Genomic DNA, 15501 nt, shown 5'->3' with positions numbered 1-15501 from the left:
GAAGTGCTCGAAGACTGGGAGTGAGCTTCATTCAGTCTGTTTCCAGCACGTAGCCAAGTCCGCGCAGCGTGACGATGCGAACCCCGGTGCCGTCGAGCCGCTTGCGCAACCGGTAGATGAAAACCTCGACCGCCTCGGGGTGCACGTCTTCGTCGTCGGAGAACACGCGCTCGAGGATCTGCTGCTTCGACAGTGGCTCGCCGCTGCGCTGCACCAGCACGCGCAGCACGGCCAGTTCGCGCGGCGAGAGCGCCAGCGCCTCGCCGTTCAGCGTGAAGTGCCGGCGCGCGCCGTCGTACACCAGCGGGCCGCAGGCCAGACGCGGATGCTCGATGCCGCGCGCACGCCGCACCAGCGCGTGCAGCCGCGCTTCGAGCTCGGCCAGCGCGAAGGGCTTGGCGAGGAAGTCGTCGGCGCCCGCGTTGAGCGAGGCGACACGCTCATTCAGCGAGTCGCGCGCCGTGAGGATCAGTGCCGGCAGCCGCTGGTCGCGTTCGCGCAGCCGCTGCAGCACCGTGTGCCCGTCGAGCCCGGGCAGGCCCAGGTCGAGCACCAGCGCGTCGTGGTCGCGCTGCTGCAGCGCCCGGTCGGCCAGGCGCCCGTCGTCCACCCATTCGACCTGGATGCCCGCGTGCTCCAGTGCCTTGCACAGCCAGGTGCCCAGGGTGTGTTCGTCTTCGGCGAGGAGGATGCGCATGGGCCGATGCTAGGGCCGGCAGGGCTCAATCCGGCTTGATGTTTGCCCTTGCAATCACCTTCTGCCAACGAGCTTGCTCGGAGGCGATGAACTGTGCGAACTGCTCGGGCGTGCCGCCCACGGCTTCGGCGGCATCGGCCGTCAGCCGCTGCATCGAATCGGGCGACTTCACGGCCTTCATCGTCTCGGCGGAAAGCTTGGCCAGGTTGGCAGGCGCGATGTTGGCCGGCGCCAGCATGCCGTACCACTGCGTCATCTCGAAACCTGGAAAGCCCTGCTCGGCCACGGTCGGCACGTCGGGCAACTGCGCGAGGCGCTTGGCCGAGCCGGTCGCGATGCAGCGCACCTTGCCCGCCTTGATGAACGGAATGATCGCCGCCGCGCCGATGGCCGAGGCGTCGAGCCGGCCCGAGAGCAGGTCGGTCACCATCGGGCCGGTGCCGCGATAGGGCACGTGCAGCATGAACACGTCGGCCGTCATCTTCAGGTACTCGAAAGCCAGGTGGCCCGCGCTGCCGTTGCCCGCCGAGCCATAGCTGAGCTTGCCGGGCTTCGACTTGGCATACGCAATGAACTCCTTGAGGTTTTTCGCCGGCACGTCGGGGTGCACCACGTAGAGGCTGGGCACCTTGGCCAGCAGGCTCACGGGCTTGAAGTCCTTGTTCGCGTCGTAGGGCAGCTTGGCGAAGATGTACGGGTTGACCGCCAGCGTGCCGATGTGGCCGAGGATGATCGTGTGCTGGTCGGTGCTGCGCGCCACCTCGCTCATGGCGATGTTGCCGGCGGCGCCCGGCTTGTTGTCGACGAACACGCTCTGGCCCAGCGTGCGCGAGAGCTCGGCGGCGGTCGAGCGCGCGACGATCTCCGAGCTGCCGCCTGGCGCGAAGGGCACGACGAAGCGGATCGACTTGCTGGGCCAGGTGTCCTGCGCCGAGGCCAGGGAGGGGAGCAGGCCTCCGAGGGCCGCGGCGCCGCCGGCTTGCAGCAGGCCGCGGCGGCTCAGGCGGGTGTCGTCGGGAACGAAGAGGTCGGACATGGTGCTTGTCTCCAGCGCTTTGGGATTGAAAGCGCGCATGGTGCCCGACGGTTGCTGTCGGAAAGCTGTCAGTCAGATCAGGTTGCGCATCGCCTGCGCCGTCTCGCGCAGCACCGGCAGCACGCGCGCCACCGCGTCCTCCGAGCTTTCATGCCCCATCGGCATCGTGATGTTCAGCGCCCCGACCAGCGTGCCGTGCCGGTCGCGCAGCGGCACCGCGATGCCGCGCGAGTTCAGGTCGAGCTGCTGCTCGGAAAGGGCCCAGCCCTGGGCCCGGATGCGGGCGAGTTCGAGCTTCATGCGCTCCATGCTCGCAATCGTGTGCGAGGTGAACACCGTGAGCTGCCGAGTCGTCAGCCATTCGTTCAGCTCGGCATCGCTGCGCAGAGACAGCATCAGCATGCCCGAGGCCGTGACTTGCGCCGGCACGCGCGCGCCGAGCACGTAACCGGTGCTCATGCTGCGGTTGGGGCCGTTGCGCGCGATATAGACCACCTCGTCGCCGTCCATCACGCTGAGGTAGGCGATCTCGTTGGTGCCGGCGGCCACCCGCTGCAGGAAGGGCTGCACCACGCGCGGCAGCCGCGCCGACTCCAGGTACGACTGGCCCAGCCGAAGCACGCGCGGCGTGAGCCAGAACAGCTTGCCGTCGCTCGCTACGTAGCCCATGTGCTGCAGGGTCAGCAGGTAGCGCCGCGCGGCGGTGCGGGTCATGTTCGTGCGCTGGCCGGCCTGGCTGGCGGTGAGGCGCGGGTTGGCGTCGTCGAACGCCTCGATGATGCTCACGCCGCGCTCCAGGCCGGCGATCCAGTCGCGCTTGTCCAGGCCGGGCGGGGGCGCGGAGTCGTCCTTGCTGTCCTTGCTCATGGCGGGAAGTGTGCCTTCGTGGGAGGGTTCGAGAGCTGCATTGAATGCAGGTGAAAACCCTTGGATTGAGCGATAAACGATCTTTCAAGTTCGATGATCGCTTGTTTAGCGGGTGAAAGAAGTGCGGGACTTCAGTGAAGCGACTATAAAGCTCGGCATCCGGTCTCGAAAAGAGCGATTGACGAACGGAAGCAAGCACATGAGCCATTCCATCCGCGGCAGCACCCAGGCTTACCTGATTCCCGGCGACCCGGTTCGCAACGTGCGGCTGCCGCGCATGTTCAACGCCGCCTTCGAGCGTTTCGGCATCGATGCCGTGCTGCTGCCCATGCAGGTGCCGGTGCGCGACTTCGCGGTGTTCTTCAAGTCGGCCTTTCTCGCGCGCAACCTGCGCGGCATGGTGATCGCGCCGCCGCACAAGCCGCTGGTGGTCGACCTGCTCGACGGCTGCGGCCTCTTCGGCCGTGTGGCCGGCTCGGTCAACGTGGTGCGCCGCACCGAGGGCGACCAGCTCGAAGGCGACCTGTTCGACGGCGAAGGCCTGATCGGCGCGCTCGACCACTGCAACATCCCGTTCCGCGGCAAGCGCGTGCTGATCCTCGGCGCGGGCGTGAGCGCCGCGGCCATCGGCGTGGCGCTGGCCGAGGGCGGCACGGTGAACGGCGCGGAGTACATCGCGTTCTACGACAGCGCCGCAGGCAAGGCGGCCGGTGTGGCGGCCAAGCTCGATGCATTCTTCGACGCGACCGTCGCCTCGGTGGACAGCAACGCACCCGAAGGCTTCGACCTCGTGATCAACGCCACGCAGCTCGGGCTGGTCGATGGCGATGCATTGCCGGTCGACGTGGCGCGCATGGAAAGCCATGCGGCGCTGTTCGACATTCTTCTGCGCAACCAGCCCACGCCGCTGGTGCGCGCGGCCCGCGACCGCGGGCTCAACGCGCAGGCGGGCTTCGAGATGCTGATCCAGCAGATGCCCCACTATTTCCGCTACTTCGGCCATCTGGACGCGGCCGCCGCGATGCAGGCCGACTCGAACTTCCTGCGCGAAATCATCTATCCGCCGGCGATGCACGCCGAAATCGCGCAGCCGCTGCGCTACCACTCCCCCAGCGTGGCCTGACCGCGCCTTCCTACAGAAACACGAACGACATGATTTCCGGCAAGACCACACTCATCGCCCACATCGGCTATCCCACCGAAGCCTTCAAGGCGCCGATGATCTACAACCCCTGGTTCGACAAGCACGGCATCGACGCCGTGGTCGTGCCCATGGGCGTCAAGCCCGAGGACTACGCGGCCTCGCTGCCGCAGATCTTCAGGTTCAGCAACATCCGCGGCGCGCTGGTGACCATGCCGCACAAGGTCACGACGATGGCGCTGGTCGACGAGGTGACGCCCACGGCGCGCGTCGCGGGCGCCTGCAACGCGATCCTCAAACGGCCCGACGGCACACTGCTGGGCGACCAGTTCGACGGCGCGGGCTTCGTGCGCGGCGTGGAGCGCAAGGGGCGCCTCTTCAAGGGCACGCGCGTGCTGGTGTCGGGCACAGGCGGCGTGGGCTCGGCCATTGCGGCGTCGATTGCCGCGGCAGGCGCCGCCGAACTGATGCTGTTCGACATGAGCGAGGCTTCGGCCGGCGCACTGGCCGCGCGGCTGCGCGAGCACTACCCGCAGATGAAGGTGGCCACCGGCTCGAAGGACCCGGCCGGCTACGACGTGGTCGTCAACGCCACGCCGCTCGGCATGAAGGAGGGCGATCCGCTGCCCTTCGACGTGGACCGCATCGACCCGAACACCTTCGTCGGCGAGGTCGTCATGAAGACCGAGTACACGCCGCTGCTGCAGGCGGCCAAGGCCAAAGGCTGCCAGGTGCAGGTCGGCACCGACATGCTGTTCGAGATGATTCCCGCGTACCTCGAGTTCTTCGGCTTCGGCACAGCCTCGCCGGAAGAGCTGCGCGCCGTGGCCCAACTGAAGTACTGAAAGGCCGGGTCGCCCCATGAGTATTTTCGAAGGCTTCCTCTCCACATCCGAAACGCTCGGCGCCTTCAGCGACCGCGCCTTCGTCGACGCCATGCTGCGCTTCGAGGCCGCGCTCGCGCGTGCGCAGGCGGCCGAAGGGCTGATCCCCGAAAGCGCCGCGCATTCGATCGTGAGCAGCTGCAAGGTCGAGCTGTTCGACGTGGCCAAGATCGTGCGCGAGAGCGGGCGCGCGGGCAGCGTCGCGATTCCGCTGGTGAAGGCGCTGCGCGAAGCCGTGGGCCTCTTCAATGCCGAGGCCGCGCCCTTCGTGCACTTCGGCAGCACCAGCCAGGACGTGATCGACAGCGCGATGGCGCTGGTCACGCGCGAGGCGGTCGCGCTCGTCGAAGCCGATCTCGCCAAGGCCGCCGATGCACTGCTGCGCCTGGCTGTCGCGCACGCCGAAACGCCGATGCTCGCGCGCACGCTGATGCAGCCGGCCTCGGTCACCAGCTTCGGTTTCAAGTGCGCGGGCTGGGCCGCGCCGCTGGTGCGCAGCCGCATCCGCCTGCGCGACGCCGCGAGGCACGCGCTGCAGCTGCAGCTCGGCGGCGCCGTCGGCACGCTGGCGCAGATGAAGGGGCAGGGCGCGGCCGTACGCCAGCGCATGGCCAAGGAACTGGGGCTGGGCGACCCCGGTGCGACATGGCACACGCAGCGCGACGAATGGGTCGCGCTCGGCTGCGAACTGGGCCTTGTCACCGGCAGCCTCGGCAAGATCGCGGTCGACATCGCGCTGCTCGGGCAGTACGAAGTCGGCGAAGTTGCAGAGCCCAGCGAGCCCGGCCGCGGCGGCTCGTCGGCGATGCCGCACAAGCGCAACCCGGTGGCCTCGATGGTCGCCATTGCCGCCGCGCACCGCGCACCGCAGCGCGTGGCCGCACTGCTCGGCGCCATGCCGCAACAGCACGAGCGCGCGCTGGGCGCCTGGCAGGCCGAGCTGGCCGAATGGCCGCAGCTGTTGATGTCGGCGCACGGCAGCGTGCGCGCAATGGCGGGCGCCTTGCCCGGCCTGCAGGTCGACGCCGCGCGCATGCGCGCCAACATCGACCGGCTGCGCGCCGAACTCCCGCGCGACGCGGCCGACGAATGGTTCGACCCCGCGCTCGCCCACAACGCCGGACAGACCGCCCTCGGCGAAGTGAAGGCGCTGCAGGCCCGGCTCAACGACAAGGAACTCCCGCAATGACCGCCCCCGAAACTCCCGCCGAAGGCTACGAAGCCGGCCTCGTCAACCGCCGCCGCGTGCTCGGCGATGCCTGGGTCGACAAGTCGCTCGCCAACCGCAACGGCTTCAACGCCGAGTTCCAGGAACTGATCACGCGCCACGCCTGGAACGACATCTGGGGCCGCCCCGCGCTGGGCGACAAGACGCGCCGCTACATGGTGCTGTCGATGATGCTGGGCATCCATGCGTACGAAGAATTCGCCATGCACGTGCGCGCCGCGCTCGACGGGCCGCCCGAGTCGCGCCTCACGCCCGAGGACATCAAGGAAGTGATCATGATGGCCGCCATCTACTGCGGCGTGCCGGTGGCCAACCATGCCTTCGGCATCGCGGCCGGCATCCTGCGCGAGAAGGGCTTGCTGCCTGCGCTGCCCCAGTGAGCACGCCGGTCGCCAGGCGGACAGGCCGGTTCGACGCCAGCTTCACCTTGCTGCTGCCACTGCTGCTGGCGGCGCAGCCGATGGCCACCGACAGCTACCTGCCGGCGCTGCCGGCCATTGCGAAGGAACTCGGCTCCGCCAGCACCAGCCTCACGCTGTTCGTGCTGGCCTTCGGCTTCGCGCAGCTGCTGTGCGGCCCGCTGGCCGACCGCTTCGGGCGCCGACCGGTGCTGCTGGCGGGGCTCGGCTGCTACGTGCTCGCGGCATTGGGCGGCGCGCTCGCGGGCAGCGTGACGCTGCTTGCGGGCTGGCGCGCGCTGCAGGGCTTCTCGATGGCGGCGATCCTCGTGTGTTCGCGCGCGGCGGTGCGCGACCTGTACGCCGCGCACGAAGGTCCGCATGTGATGGCGCGCGGCCTGACCGGGCTGGGCGTGGTCGGCCTGACGGCGCCGCTGCTCGGCGCGTGGCTGGTGCAGGGCGCGGGCTGGCGCTGGGTGATGGTCGCGATGGCGGTGTATGCCTCGGTGCTGTTCGCGCTGTGCTGGCGCTCGTTCGGCGAAACGCGCAAGCCGCCGGGCGAGGGCGAGTCGTCCGCGCCGCGCGGCAGCACGCGTGCCGTGTTCGCAAGCCGGTCCTTCCGCGCCTGGGCCTCGCTGGCGGCGGCGACGTGGGGCGGGCTGTTCTGCTTCCTGCTGCTGTCGCCGATGGTCTACATCGGCTACCTGGGCTGGTCGCCCGCGTGGTACGGATGGATCCCGGCCGGCGGCTCGCTGGTCTACATCTTCAGCACCACCATGTGCCGCACGCTGCTCCGGCGCTACGGACCGGTGCGCACCGTGCGGCTGGGCGCTTCGCTGAGCCTGGCAGGGGCGCTCGTCCAGGCGCTCGGCTGCTGGCTGATGCCGCTGAGTGCCGTGCCGCTGCTGCTCGGCCATGCCGTGTATTGCCTCGGCCATGGCATCCACCAGCCCTGCGGACAGGCGGGCGCGGTGGGTGATTTGCCGCATCTGGCGGGCCGGGCCGTATCGTGGTCCGGCTTCGGCATGATGATGGTCGCGTTCTGCGTGGGCCAGGCGGCCTCGCATTTCGTCGACGCCGATTTTTCCCATGGCGCCTGGCCGATGGTCGTGCCCATGCTGCTGGCCGGCAGCGTGCTGGTGGCCATCGCGTTCCTCTGGCTGCCGCGTCTTCAACACCCGAAAAAGGAAACCACACCATGACCCGTCTGAATGTCGTCCGCGAAGGCGATGGTCCCATCGTCGTGCTCAGCCATGCGCTCGGCTGCGACCTGAGCATGTGGAACGGCGTGGCCGCCCAGCTCGCGCGCGCCCACACGGTGCTGCGCTACGACCATCGCAACCACGGCGCGTCGGAAGTGGTGCCAGGCGCGCTGCGCGTCGAGACACTGGCGCAGGACGTGGCCGAGCTCATCGAGCGCGAGGCGGGCGGCGAGCCGGTGCACTTCGTCGGCCTATCGATGGGCGGCATGACGGCGCAGGCGCTGGCGGTGCGGCACCCCGAATTGCTGAAGACGGTGGTGATCGCCAATTCGGCCGCGCACTACCCCGATCAGTCCCCCTGGCGCGCGCGCGTCGAGACGGTGGCCGCCAAAGGTGTGGCCGCCATTGCCCCGGGCGCCGTGGCGCGCTGGCTCACGCCGGCCTACGCGGGCACGCCCGAGGGCGCGGCCGCCGCGAAGACGCTGCACGACGTGCTGGTGCGCACCGACGCGCAGGGCTACATCGAGAGCTGCAACGCCGTCGCGGCCATCGATTTCCGCGAGAGCAACCACCGCATGGCGGTGCCCACGCTGGTGATCGGCGGACTGCAGGACGAGGCCACGCCGATGGCGATGTCGCAGGCCATGGCCGGGGCCATTCCGGGCGCGCGCCTCGTCACCATCGACGCCGCGCACCTGAGCGCCGTCGAACGCCCGGTGGAGTTCACGCAGCTGCTGATCGATTTCTGGCGCAGCCTTTGAAGGCCGCCAGCCGGGCCGGGAGCCTAGGTGTATCCCGTATTTCGTGCGAATGATGAACGCATGTGATCGATCATCGATCAATTGGCTTCTGAATTGATTGTGGTGAGGGCCGGGTATTCCTAAAGTCCAGCCATGCACCGCTCCATCGCCACCGTCTCGCTCAGCGGCACGCTCCGCCAGAAGCTCGAAGCCGTCGCCGCCGCCGGCTTCGATGGCATCGAGCTGTTCGAGGCCGACTTCATCAACTTCAAGGGCACGGCGGCAGAGCTGGGCCGCATTGCAGGCGACCTTGGCCTGAGCATCGACCTGTACCAGCCGTTCCGCGATTTCGAGGGCATGCCCGAGCTGCAGTTCCGCCGCAGCCTGGAGCGAGCCGAGCGCAAGTTCGACCTGATGGAAGCCATGGGCGCGCCGACGGTGCTGTGCTGCTCGAACACCTCGCCGCTGTCGGTGAACGACCCGGCGCTTGCCGCCGCGCAACTGCATGAACTGGCCGAGCGCGCCGCGCGCCGCAACCTGCGCGTGGGCTTCGAGGCGCTGGCCTGGGGCCGCCACACCTCGCTGTACGGCCAGGCCTGGGACATCGTGCGGCGCGCCGATCATCCGCACCTGGGCCTGATCCTCGACAGCTTCCACACGCTCTCGCTGAAGGACGACCCGGCCGGCATCGCCGCCATTCCGGGCGACAAGATCTTCTTCCTGCAGATGGCCGATGCGCCGCTGCTGTCGATGGACGTGCTGCAGTGGGCGCGCCACCACCGCTCGTTCCCGGGGCAGGGCGACTTCGACGTGGTCGGCTTCTTCGAGCAGGTGCTGCGCGCGGGCTACACCGGGCCGCTGTCGCTGGAGATCTTCAACGACATCTTCCGCGAGACGCCGAACCGCCGCACCGCGGTGGACGCCATGCGCTCGCTGCTGTACCTCGAAAGCGAAGCGCGCGGGCGGTTGGTTGCCGAAGCCCCGATGCAGCCACTGCAGGTGGAGCTGTTCAACCCGCCGCCGGTGTCCGCGCTGTCGGGCCTGTCGTTCATCGAGTTCGCGGCCGACGAGGCTTCGGCCGCAACGCTGGACACGCTGGTGAAGCAGCTCGGCTTCCGCCGCATCGGCAAGCATCGCTCCAAGGCCGTGACGCTGTACCGCCAGGGCGAGATCAACCTGATCGTCAACGCACAGCCCGATTCGTTCGCGCGCGGCCGCTTCGAGGCGCATGGCACCTCGGTGTGCGCGCTGGGCGTGCGCTGCGGCGACCCGCTCGCGGCCGTGGACCGCGCCACCGCCATGCGTTCGCAGCGGCACGACAGCCCGGTCGGTCCCCACGAACTGCACGTGCCCGCCATCGTCGCGCCGGGCGGCAACCTCATTCACTTCGTGCCCGAGGCGCTGGGTGCCAACGGCCTGTACGAGGCCGACTTCGTCCTGCAGGACGAGGGCGCCGATGCCAACGACGCCGGCCTGCAGCGCATCGACCACGTGGCCCTGGGCCTGGCGGTCGACCAGCTCGACACCTGGGTGCTGTTCACGCGCGCCGTGCTCGGCCTGGAACCCGGCGAGAGCCTGGAGCTGGCCGATCCCTTCGGCCTGATCCGCAGCCGCGGCGTCGCCAACGCGGACCGCAGCGTGCGGCTGGTGCTCAACGTGTCGCTGAGCCAGCGCACCCGCACCGCGCGCACGCTGAGCGTGACCGGCGGTGGCGCGGTGCACCACATCGCGCTGGGCTGCGCGGACATCTTCGACTCGGCCGCGAAACTGCGCGCCAACGGCACGCGCTTCGTGCCCATCTCCGACAACTACTACGACGACCTGGCTACGCGCATCGACATCGCGCCCGAACTGCTGGCGCGCATGCGCGAAGCGGGCGTGCTGTTCGACCGTTCGCCGGCCGGCGACTACTTGCACATCTACACCGAGAACATCGAAGGCGGACTGTTCTTCGAACTGGCACAGCGCACCGCAGGCTACGACGCCTACGGCGCGCTCAACGCACCCGCGCGCATGGCATCGCAGGCGCAGGAATAGATTTTTTTCGTCAACCCGGAGACAAACCATGGCAACCACCACGGCCCACGAGCCGAAAGGCAAGCACCAGTCGAAGAAGGCCACCGCGAGCGGCTGGATCGGCTCGGCGCTGGAGTACTACGACTTCTTCATCTACGCCACCGCGGCGGCGCTGATCTTTCCGCAGATCTTCTTTCCGAAGGGCGATCCGCAGATCGCGATCATCGCGTCGCTCGCGACGTACGGCGTGGGCTACGTCGCACGACCGATCGGCGCAGTGCTGCTGGGCCACTGGGGCGACACGCACGGCCGCAAGAACGTGCTCATCCTGTGCATGTTCCTGATGGGCCTTTCCACCGTTGCCGTCGGCCTGCTGCCGACATATGACCAGGTCGGCCTGTGGGCGCCCGCGCTGCTGGTGATGCTGCGCCTGATCCAGGGCTTCGCGGTGGCCGGCGAGATTTCCGGCGCGAGTTCGATGATCCTGGAGCACGCGCCATTCGGGCGTCGCGGCTTCTTCGCGAGCTTCACGCTGCAGGGCGTGCAGGCCGGCCAGATCATGGCGGCCGCGGTGTTCCTGCCGCTCGCGCACTACATGGACAAGGACGCCTTCAACTCCTGGGGCTGGCGCATTCCGTTCCTGCTGAGCTTCATCGTCATCGTGGCCGGCTACATCATCCGCAAGGAAGTGGACGAGACACCCGCCTTCGCCGAAGTCGACAAGAGCGCGGCTGTGCCGAAGGCGCCGGTGATCCAGGCCGTGACCGAAAGCTGGCCCGACATGCTGCGCGTGCTGCTGTGCTCCCTGATGAACGTGATCCCGGTGGTCGCGACCATCTTCGGCGCCGCCTACGCGGTGCAGCCCGGCTACGGCATCAACTTCGAGAAAGACATCTACCTCTGGATTCCGGTGATGGGCAACATCGTGGCCGTGATCGTGATCCCGTACGTCGGCACCTTGTCGGACAAGATCGGCCGCCGCCTGCCGATCGCCATCGGTGCCATCGGTTCGGGCCTGCTGTCGTTCGGCTACCTGTACGCCATCAGCATCCACAACGTGCCGCTGGCCATCGTGATGTCGCTCCTGATGTGGGGCGTGGTCTACCAGGGCTACAACGCCGTGTTCCCGAGCTTCTACCCGGAGATGTTCCCCACGCGCACCCGCGTCTCGGGCATGGCGATCTCGCAGAACATCGGTACCGCGATCACCGCGCTGCTGCCGGCGCTGTTCGTGGCGGTCGCACCCCCCGGCGCCACCAACATCCCGCTGACCGTCGGAGCCATCACGCTGGCGATCTGCGCCATCGCCGCGGTTTCGGCCTGGACTGCCCGCGAAACCTACCGCGTGCACATGAACGATCTGGGCAAGCCCGACGCGATCCCGGTCGACAAGGCCGAGTACGACCTCCTGCGCGAGAAGACGCTGGCGGAAGCGCGCATGGCCAAGGCCGCGGCCTGAAGACCTTTCGCATGCCAAGGGTTGTGGCGCCATGAAGAATGGCGCCATGACTACCTCTTCTTCCCACCTCAAGATCGACTTCGTCTCCGATGTGTCCTGTCCCTGGTGCGCCGTCGGCCTGAGCTCGCTCGAGGCGGCGCTCAGGAACGTGGCGCCCGGGGTCACCGCGGAACTGCACTTCCAGCCCTTCGAGTTGAACCCGCAGATGCCGCCCGAAGGCCAGGACACCTTTGAGCACCTGAACCAGAAGTACGGCTCCACGCGCGAGCAACAAGCCCAGTCGCGCGAGATGATCCGCCAGCGCGGCGCTGCCGTCGGATTCGAGTTCAGCCCCGGAGGCCGGCCGCGCGTCTACAACACCTTCAACGCGCACCGGCTGCTGCACTGGGCCGAGCTCGAGAGCCCGGCACGGCAAGCGGCACTCAAGAAGCTGCTGCTGAAGGCCTACTTCACCGACAGCCAGAACCCGTCGGACCCCGAAGTGCTGGTGCGCGCGGCGACCGAAGCGGGGCTCGACCCGGTGCGTGCGCGCCAGATCCTGGACAGCGACGAATTCGCGCAGGAAACGCGCGAACGCGAGCGCATGTACACCGACGCCGGCATCCACTCGGTGCCCGCGATCATCATCAACGACCAGCACCTCATTTCGGGCGGCCAACCCGTCGAGGTGTTCGAGCGCGCGCTGCGGCAGATTGCCGGCGCTGCGCCGCCGAGCGTGTCGGTAGCCTGACTTAGCTGACGCTTAGGCGCCTCCTGGCGCAGCGCTGCGAAGGTAAAGAGCGTCAACGCGCAGCGGGGCGCAGTGGTTGAGAGGAGCATCCTCTTCACGCTCACGCCCAGGAGTCCCGATGAATAAGAAAAGCCTACTCGGCGCCTGTGTGGTGGCGCTGCTCGCGGCCTGCGCGAGCGCGCCGGGAGACCATCGGCCACTGGTATCGGTATCGCTGCCCTCCGCTCCGGTGAACGAAGCCACGCGCCTGCGCTGGCTCGACCGCGTGAGCTGGGGCGCCAACGCGAGCAGCGACGCACGGCTGGCGAAGCGCGGCCTGTCGCTGTGGATGCGCGACCAGCTCAACCCGCGGCCCGCGCCGCTGCCGCCGACCGCGCAGGCGCAGATCGATGCGATGGCCATCTCGCGCACGCCGCTCGACCAGCTCGTCTCCGAACTCGACGCGCAGCGCAAGGCCGCCGACGCGCTACCCGACGAAGAGCAGAAGAAGGCCGCGCGGCAGGCTTACCAGCAGCAACTCAACCAGCTCGCTCGCGAGGCGCAGCAGCGCTTCGTGCTGCGCGCGCTGTACTCGCCCAACCAGCTGCAGGAGCAGATGACGTGGTTCTGGATGAATCACTTCAACGTCAACCTGCGCAAGGACAACATCCGTGCGATGGTGGGCGACTACGAAGAGAACGCCATCCGCCCGCACGCGCTCGGCAAGTTCCGCGACCTGCTCGGCGCCACGCTGCACCACCCCGCGATGCTGCGCTACCTCGACAACGCGCAGAACGGCGCCAACCGCATCAACGAGAACTACGCGCGCGAGCTGATGGAGCTGCATACGCTGGGCGTGGGGGGCGGCTATTCGCAGGCCGACGTGCAAGAGCTGGCGCGCGTGCTCACCGGCGTGGGCGTGAGCTACCAGCCGCTCGATGCGCCACCGCCCAATGTGCGGCCGGCCGTGCGTGCCGACTACGTGCGCAAGGGCCTGTTCGAGTTCAACCCGAACCGGCACGACTACGGGCCGAAGACGCTGCTGGGCCAACCCATCCAGAGCCGTGGATTGGCCGAGGCCGACGAGGCGCTCGACCGCCTCGCGCGCGCGCCGGCCACCGCGCGCTTCATCTCGCGCAAGCTCGCCGTGTACTTCGTGTCGGACGATCCACCGCCCGCGCTGGTCGACCGCATGGCCGCGGCCTTCACGCGCAGCGACGGCGACATCGCCATCACACTGAAGTCGCTGTTCGAATCGCCCGAGTTCTCTGCATCGCTGGGCCGCAAGTTCCGCGACCCGGTGCACTACGTGATGGCCGGCGTGCGGCTCGCATACGACGACCGTGTCGCGTCGGACGTGAACCCCGTGCTCAACTGGATCAACCGCATGGGCGAGCAGCTGTACGGCCACGAGACGCCCGATGGCTATCCGCTCAATGAAGCCGCATGGGCCAGTGCGGGGCAGATGAACACGCGCTTCGAGATCGCGCGTGCCATCGGTGCGAACGGCGCGGTGCTGTTCCGCACGGACGACAAGGCGCCGCTGGAGAAGCCCGCCTTTCCGCCGCTGGCCGAATCGCCAGCGGTTCGCGCGATGCAGGGCGGCCTGAGTGCGGATACGCGCGAGGCGCTGGCGCAGGCGAAGAATCCGCAGGAATGGAATACCTTCCTGCTGGCGTCGCCCGAGCTGATGCGCCGCTGAACGGATTTTGGTTTTTCTTCCTCCCCCGCTGGGGGAGGGCAGGGGCGGGGGCAAGCGGCGCTGGTTCCGCTTCGGTGTTTGATCGAGTGCCGCTTGCCCCCATCCCAACCTTCCCCCAGAGGGGGAAGGAGCAAGGCAAAAGAAAGGACAACCGTCATGCAACGTCGAGAACTCTTGAAGCTCATCGCCGCCGCCCCGTTCGCAGGCGCCGCCGGCCAGCTGATGGCCGCGCCCGCCGCCGAAGGCACCAAGCTGCTGGTCGTGTTCCTTCGCGGCGCGTACGACTGCAGCAACCTGCTCGTGCCGACCAGCAGCGACTTCTACTACGCCTCGCGGCCCAACATCGCCATCGCGCGTCCCGGCACACCCAACGGCGCGCTGCCGATCGACGGCAACTGGGGCCTGCACCCGGCGCTCGCGCAAACCGTGATGCCACTGTTCCAGCAGAAGCAGGCGTCCTTCATCGCCTTCGCCGGCACCGACGACCTCACGCGCAGCCACTTCGAGACGCAGGACTCCATCGAACTCGGCCAGGCGCTCGACAAGCGCCGCGACTACCGCTCGGGCTTTCTCAACCGGCTGGCCGGCGTGCTCGGCGCGGGGCCCGCCACCGACGTGTCGCCCATCGCCTTCACCGACCAGCTACCGATCTCGCTTCGCGGCAACGCCAAGGCCGCCAACATGGCGCTTGCGGGCAATGCGCGCTCGGCCCTCGACGCGCGGCAGAGCCAGGTCATCGCGGCCATGTACCGCAACACCGCACTCGCGCAGCCCGTGGCCGAGGGCTTCCAGGTGCGCGATGAAGTCATGCGCGCCGTGCAGGCCGAGATGGACGCGGCCAGCCGCAACGCCATGAGCGCCAAGGGCTTCGAGCTGGTCGCGCGCCGCATGGCGCTGCTGATGCGCGACCGCTTCGACCTGGGCTTCGTCGACGTCGGCGGCTGGGACACGCACGTGGGGCAGGGCGGTGCCACCGGCTACCTTGCCAACCGTTTTGAAGAACTGGGCCGCGGCGTGGCCGGCTTCGCGCAGGAGATGGGCGAGGATGCATGGCGCCAGACCGTCGTCGTCGTCATCAGCGAGTTCGGCCGCACCTTCCGCGAGAACGGCAACCGCGGCACCGACCACGGGCACGGCACCGTGTACTGGGTGCTCGGCGGCGGGCTGTCGGCACAGGCGGGCGGGCGCGTCGTGGGCGAGCAGCAGGCGCTGACGCAGGCGACGCTGTTCGAGAACCGGGACTATCCCGTGCTCAATGAATACCGGGCGGTGTTCGGCGGATTGTTCAGGCGGATGTATGGCTTGTCGCCGGCGCAGCTTGCGAAGGTGTTCGACGGGGTGGCGCCGAAGGATCTGCAGCTGGTCTGACGGGCGGATCGGCCATGGGGCCTTCGAGTGGACAATCGAGGAAGCTCCATTCGA

Annotated in this window: 14 protein-coding genes; 11 read left to right on the top strand and 3 right to left on the bottom strand. The window is 68.5% G+C overall.

Annotation, left to right across the window (positions count from 1 at the left end; translation table 11 throughout):
- Positions 1–31: 31 nt before the first annotated feature.
- The 3 genes from ACCC97_RS12855 to ACCC97_RS12845 form a co-directional block, all read right to left on the bottom strand.
- A complete protein-coding gene (locus ACCC97_RS12855) occupies positions 32–697 on the bottom strand; it encodes a response regulator (protein WP_007828058.1) in 666 nt (221 codons plus the stop codon).
- A 25-nt stretch (positions 698–722) separates the two neighbouring features.
- Complete coding sequence (locus tag ACCC97_RS12850) at positions 723–1733, bottom strand: Bug family tripartite tricarboxylate transporter substrate binding protein (RefSeq protein ID WP_007828059.1); 1011 nt, start codon at positions 1731–1733, stop codon at positions 723–725.
- 72 nt (positions 1734–1805) lie between these two features.
- Positions 1806–2600: an IclR family transcriptional regulator C-terminal domain-containing protein gene (locus ACCC97_RS12845; RefSeq protein WP_007828060.1), complete on the bottom strand. Its 795-nt coding sequence runs from the start codon at positions 2598–2600 to the stop codon at positions 1806–1808.
- Positions 2601–2799: 199 nt separating this feature from the next.
- Here ACCC97_RS12845 and ACCC97_RS12840 point away from each other — a divergent pair, with 199 nt between their 5' ends.
- The 11 genes from ACCC97_RS12840 to ACCC97_RS12790 all read left to right on the top strand — a co-directional run bounded on the left by ACCC97_RS12840 (position 2800) and on the right by ACCC97_RS12790 (position 15447).
- The gene (locus ACCC97_RS12840; RefSeq protein WP_413333142.1) at positions 2800–3723 is read left to right on the top strand and encodes a shikimate dehydrogenase family protein; all 924 of its coding nucleotides are present in this window, start codon (positions 2800–2802) and stop codon (positions 3721–3723) included.
- A 29-nt stretch (positions 3724–3752) separates the two neighbouring features.
- Positions 3753–4586: a shikimate dehydrogenase family protein gene (locus ACCC97_RS12835; protein ID WP_007828063.1), complete on the top strand. Its 834-nt coding sequence runs from the start codon at positions 3753–3755 to the stop codon at positions 4584–4586.
- 16 nt (positions 4587–4602) lie between these two features.
- On the top strand, positions 4603–5814 hold the full coding sequence (gene pcaB, locus ACCC97_RS12830) for a 3-carboxy-cis,cis-muconate cycloisomerase (protein ID WP_413333140.1): 1212 nt from the start codon (positions 4603–4605) through the stop codon (positions 5812–5814).
- On the top strand, positions 5811–6233 hold the full coding sequence (locus ACCC97_RS12825) for a carboxymuconolactone decarboxylase family protein (protein ID WP_007828066.1): 423 nt from the start codon (positions 5811–5813) through the stop codon (positions 6231–6233). Before pcaB ends, ACCC97_RS12825 begins: the two co-directional genes overlap by 4 nt.
- 80 nt (positions 6234–6313) lie before the next feature.
- Positions 6314–7453 carry an MFS transporter gene (locus ACCC97_RS12820; RefSeq protein WP_413333165.1) on the top strand — a complete coding sequence of 380 codons (1140 nt, stop codon included), beginning with the start codon at positions 6314–6316 and terminating at the stop codon, positions 7451–7453.
- Positions 7450–8214 carry an alpha/beta fold hydrolase gene (locus ACCC97_RS12815; RefSeq protein ID WP_007828070.1) on the top strand — a complete coding sequence of 255 codons (765 nt, stop codon included), beginning with the start codon at positions 7450–7452 and terminating at the stop codon, positions 8212–8214. Before ACCC97_RS12820 ends, ACCC97_RS12815 begins: the two co-directional genes overlap by 4 nt.
- 132 nt (positions 8215–8346) lie before the next feature.
- Entirely contained in the window at positions 8347–10230 is a 1884-nt protein-coding gene (locus tag ACCC97_RS12810) for a bifunctional sugar phosphate isomerase/epimerase/4-hydroxyphenylpyruvate dioxygenase family protein (RefSeq protein WP_413333137.1), read from the top strand.
- Between the two features lie 28 nt (positions 10231–10258).
- Positions 10259–11668 (top strand): MFS transporter, encoded by a 1410-nt coding sequence (locus ACCC97_RS12805; protein ID WP_413333135.1) that lies wholly within the window; start codon positions 10259–10261, stop codon positions 11666–11668.
- A gap of 46 nt (positions 11669–11714) precedes the next feature.
- A complete protein-coding gene (locus ACCC97_RS12800; RefSeq protein WP_007828076.1) occupies positions 11715–12398 on the top strand; it encodes a DsbA family oxidoreductase in 684 nt (227 codons plus the stop codon).
- 118 nt (positions 12399–12516) lie between these two features.
- Positions 12517–14079 carry a DUF1800 domain-containing protein gene (locus tag ACCC97_RS12795; RefSeq protein WP_413333134.1) on the top strand — a complete coding sequence of 521 codons (1563 nt, stop codon included), beginning with the start codon at positions 12517–12519 and terminating at the stop codon, positions 14077–14079.
- Between the two features lie 156 nt (positions 14080–14235).
- On the top strand, positions 14236–15447 hold the full coding sequence (locus ACCC97_RS12790) for a DUF1501 domain-containing protein (protein WP_007828080.1): 1212 nt from the start codon (positions 14236–14238) through the stop codon (positions 15445–15447).
- Positions 15448–15501: the final 54 nt, after the last annotated feature.

The sequence above is a fragment of the Variovorax sp. Varisp85 genome (genome assembly GCF_047304045.1).
Taxonomy (GTDB): domain Bacteria; phylum Pseudomonadota; class Gammaproteobacteria; order Burkholderiales; family Burkholderiaceae_C; genus Variovorax.
The sequence above is the reverse complement of the archived record's forward strand: the minus strand, read 5'-3'. Positions and strand labels throughout refer to the sequence as shown.

What these genes read in the sequence shown, in the direction of transcription:
- ACCC97_RS12855 (WP_007828058.1), bottom strand. Translation starts at nt 697, where the DNA reads ATGCGCATCCTCCTCGCCGAAGACGAACACACCCTGGGCACCTGGCTG.
- ACCC97_RS12850 (WP_007828059.1), bottom strand. Translation starts at nt 1,733, where the DNA reads ATGTCCGACCTCTTCGTTCCCGACGACACCCGCCTGAGCCGCCGCGGC.
- ACCC97_RS12845 (WP_007828060.1), bottom strand. Translation starts at nt 2,600, where the DNA reads ATGAGCAAGGACAGCAAGGACGACTCCGCGCCCCCGCCCGGCCTGGAC.
- ACCC97_RS12840 (WP_413333142.1), top strand. Translation starts at nt 2,800, where the DNA reads ATGAGCCATTCCATCCGCGGCAGCACCCAGGCTTACCTGATTCCCGGC.
- ACCC97_RS12835 (WP_007828063.1), top strand. Translation starts at nt 3,753, where the DNA reads ATGATTTCCGGCAAGACCACACTCATCGCCCACATCGGCTATCCCACC.
- pcaB (WP_413333140.1), top strand. Translation starts at nt 4,603, where the DNA reads ATGAGTATTTTCGAAGGCTTCCTCTCCACATCCGAAACGCTCGGCGCC.
- ACCC97_RS12825 (WP_007828066.1), top strand. Translation starts at nt 5,811, where the DNA reads ATGACCGCCCCCGAAACTCCCGCCGAAGGCTACGAAGCCGGCCTCGTC.
- ACCC97_RS12820 (WP_413333165.1), top strand. Translation starts at nt 6,314, where the DNA reads ATGGCCACCGACAGCTACCTGCCGGCGCTGCCGGCCATTGCGAAGGAA.
- ACCC97_RS12815 (WP_007828070.1), top strand. Translation starts at nt 7,450, where the DNA reads ATGACCCGTCTGAATGTCGTCCGCGAAGGCGATGGTCCCATCGTCGTG.
- ACCC97_RS12810 (WP_413333137.1), top strand. Translation starts at nt 8,347, where the DNA reads ATGCACCGCTCCATCGCCACCGTCTCGCTCAGCGGCACGCTCCGCCAG.
- ACCC97_RS12805 (WP_413333135.1), top strand. Translation starts at nt 10,259, where the DNA reads ATGGCAACCACCACGGCCCACGAGCCGAAAGGCAAGCACCAGTCGAAG.
- ACCC97_RS12800 (WP_007828076.1), top strand. Translation starts at nt 11,715, where the DNA reads ATGACTACCTCTTCTTCCCACCTCAAGATCGACTTCGTCTCCGATGTG.
- ACCC97_RS12795 (WP_413333134.1), top strand. Translation starts at nt 12,517, where the DNA reads ATGAATAAGAAAAGCCTACTCGGCGCCTGTGTGGTGGCGCTGCTCGCG.
- ACCC97_RS12790 (WP_007828080.1), top strand. Translation starts at nt 14,236, where the DNA reads ATGCAACGTCGAGAACTCTTGAAGCTCATCGCCGCCGCCCCGTTCGCA.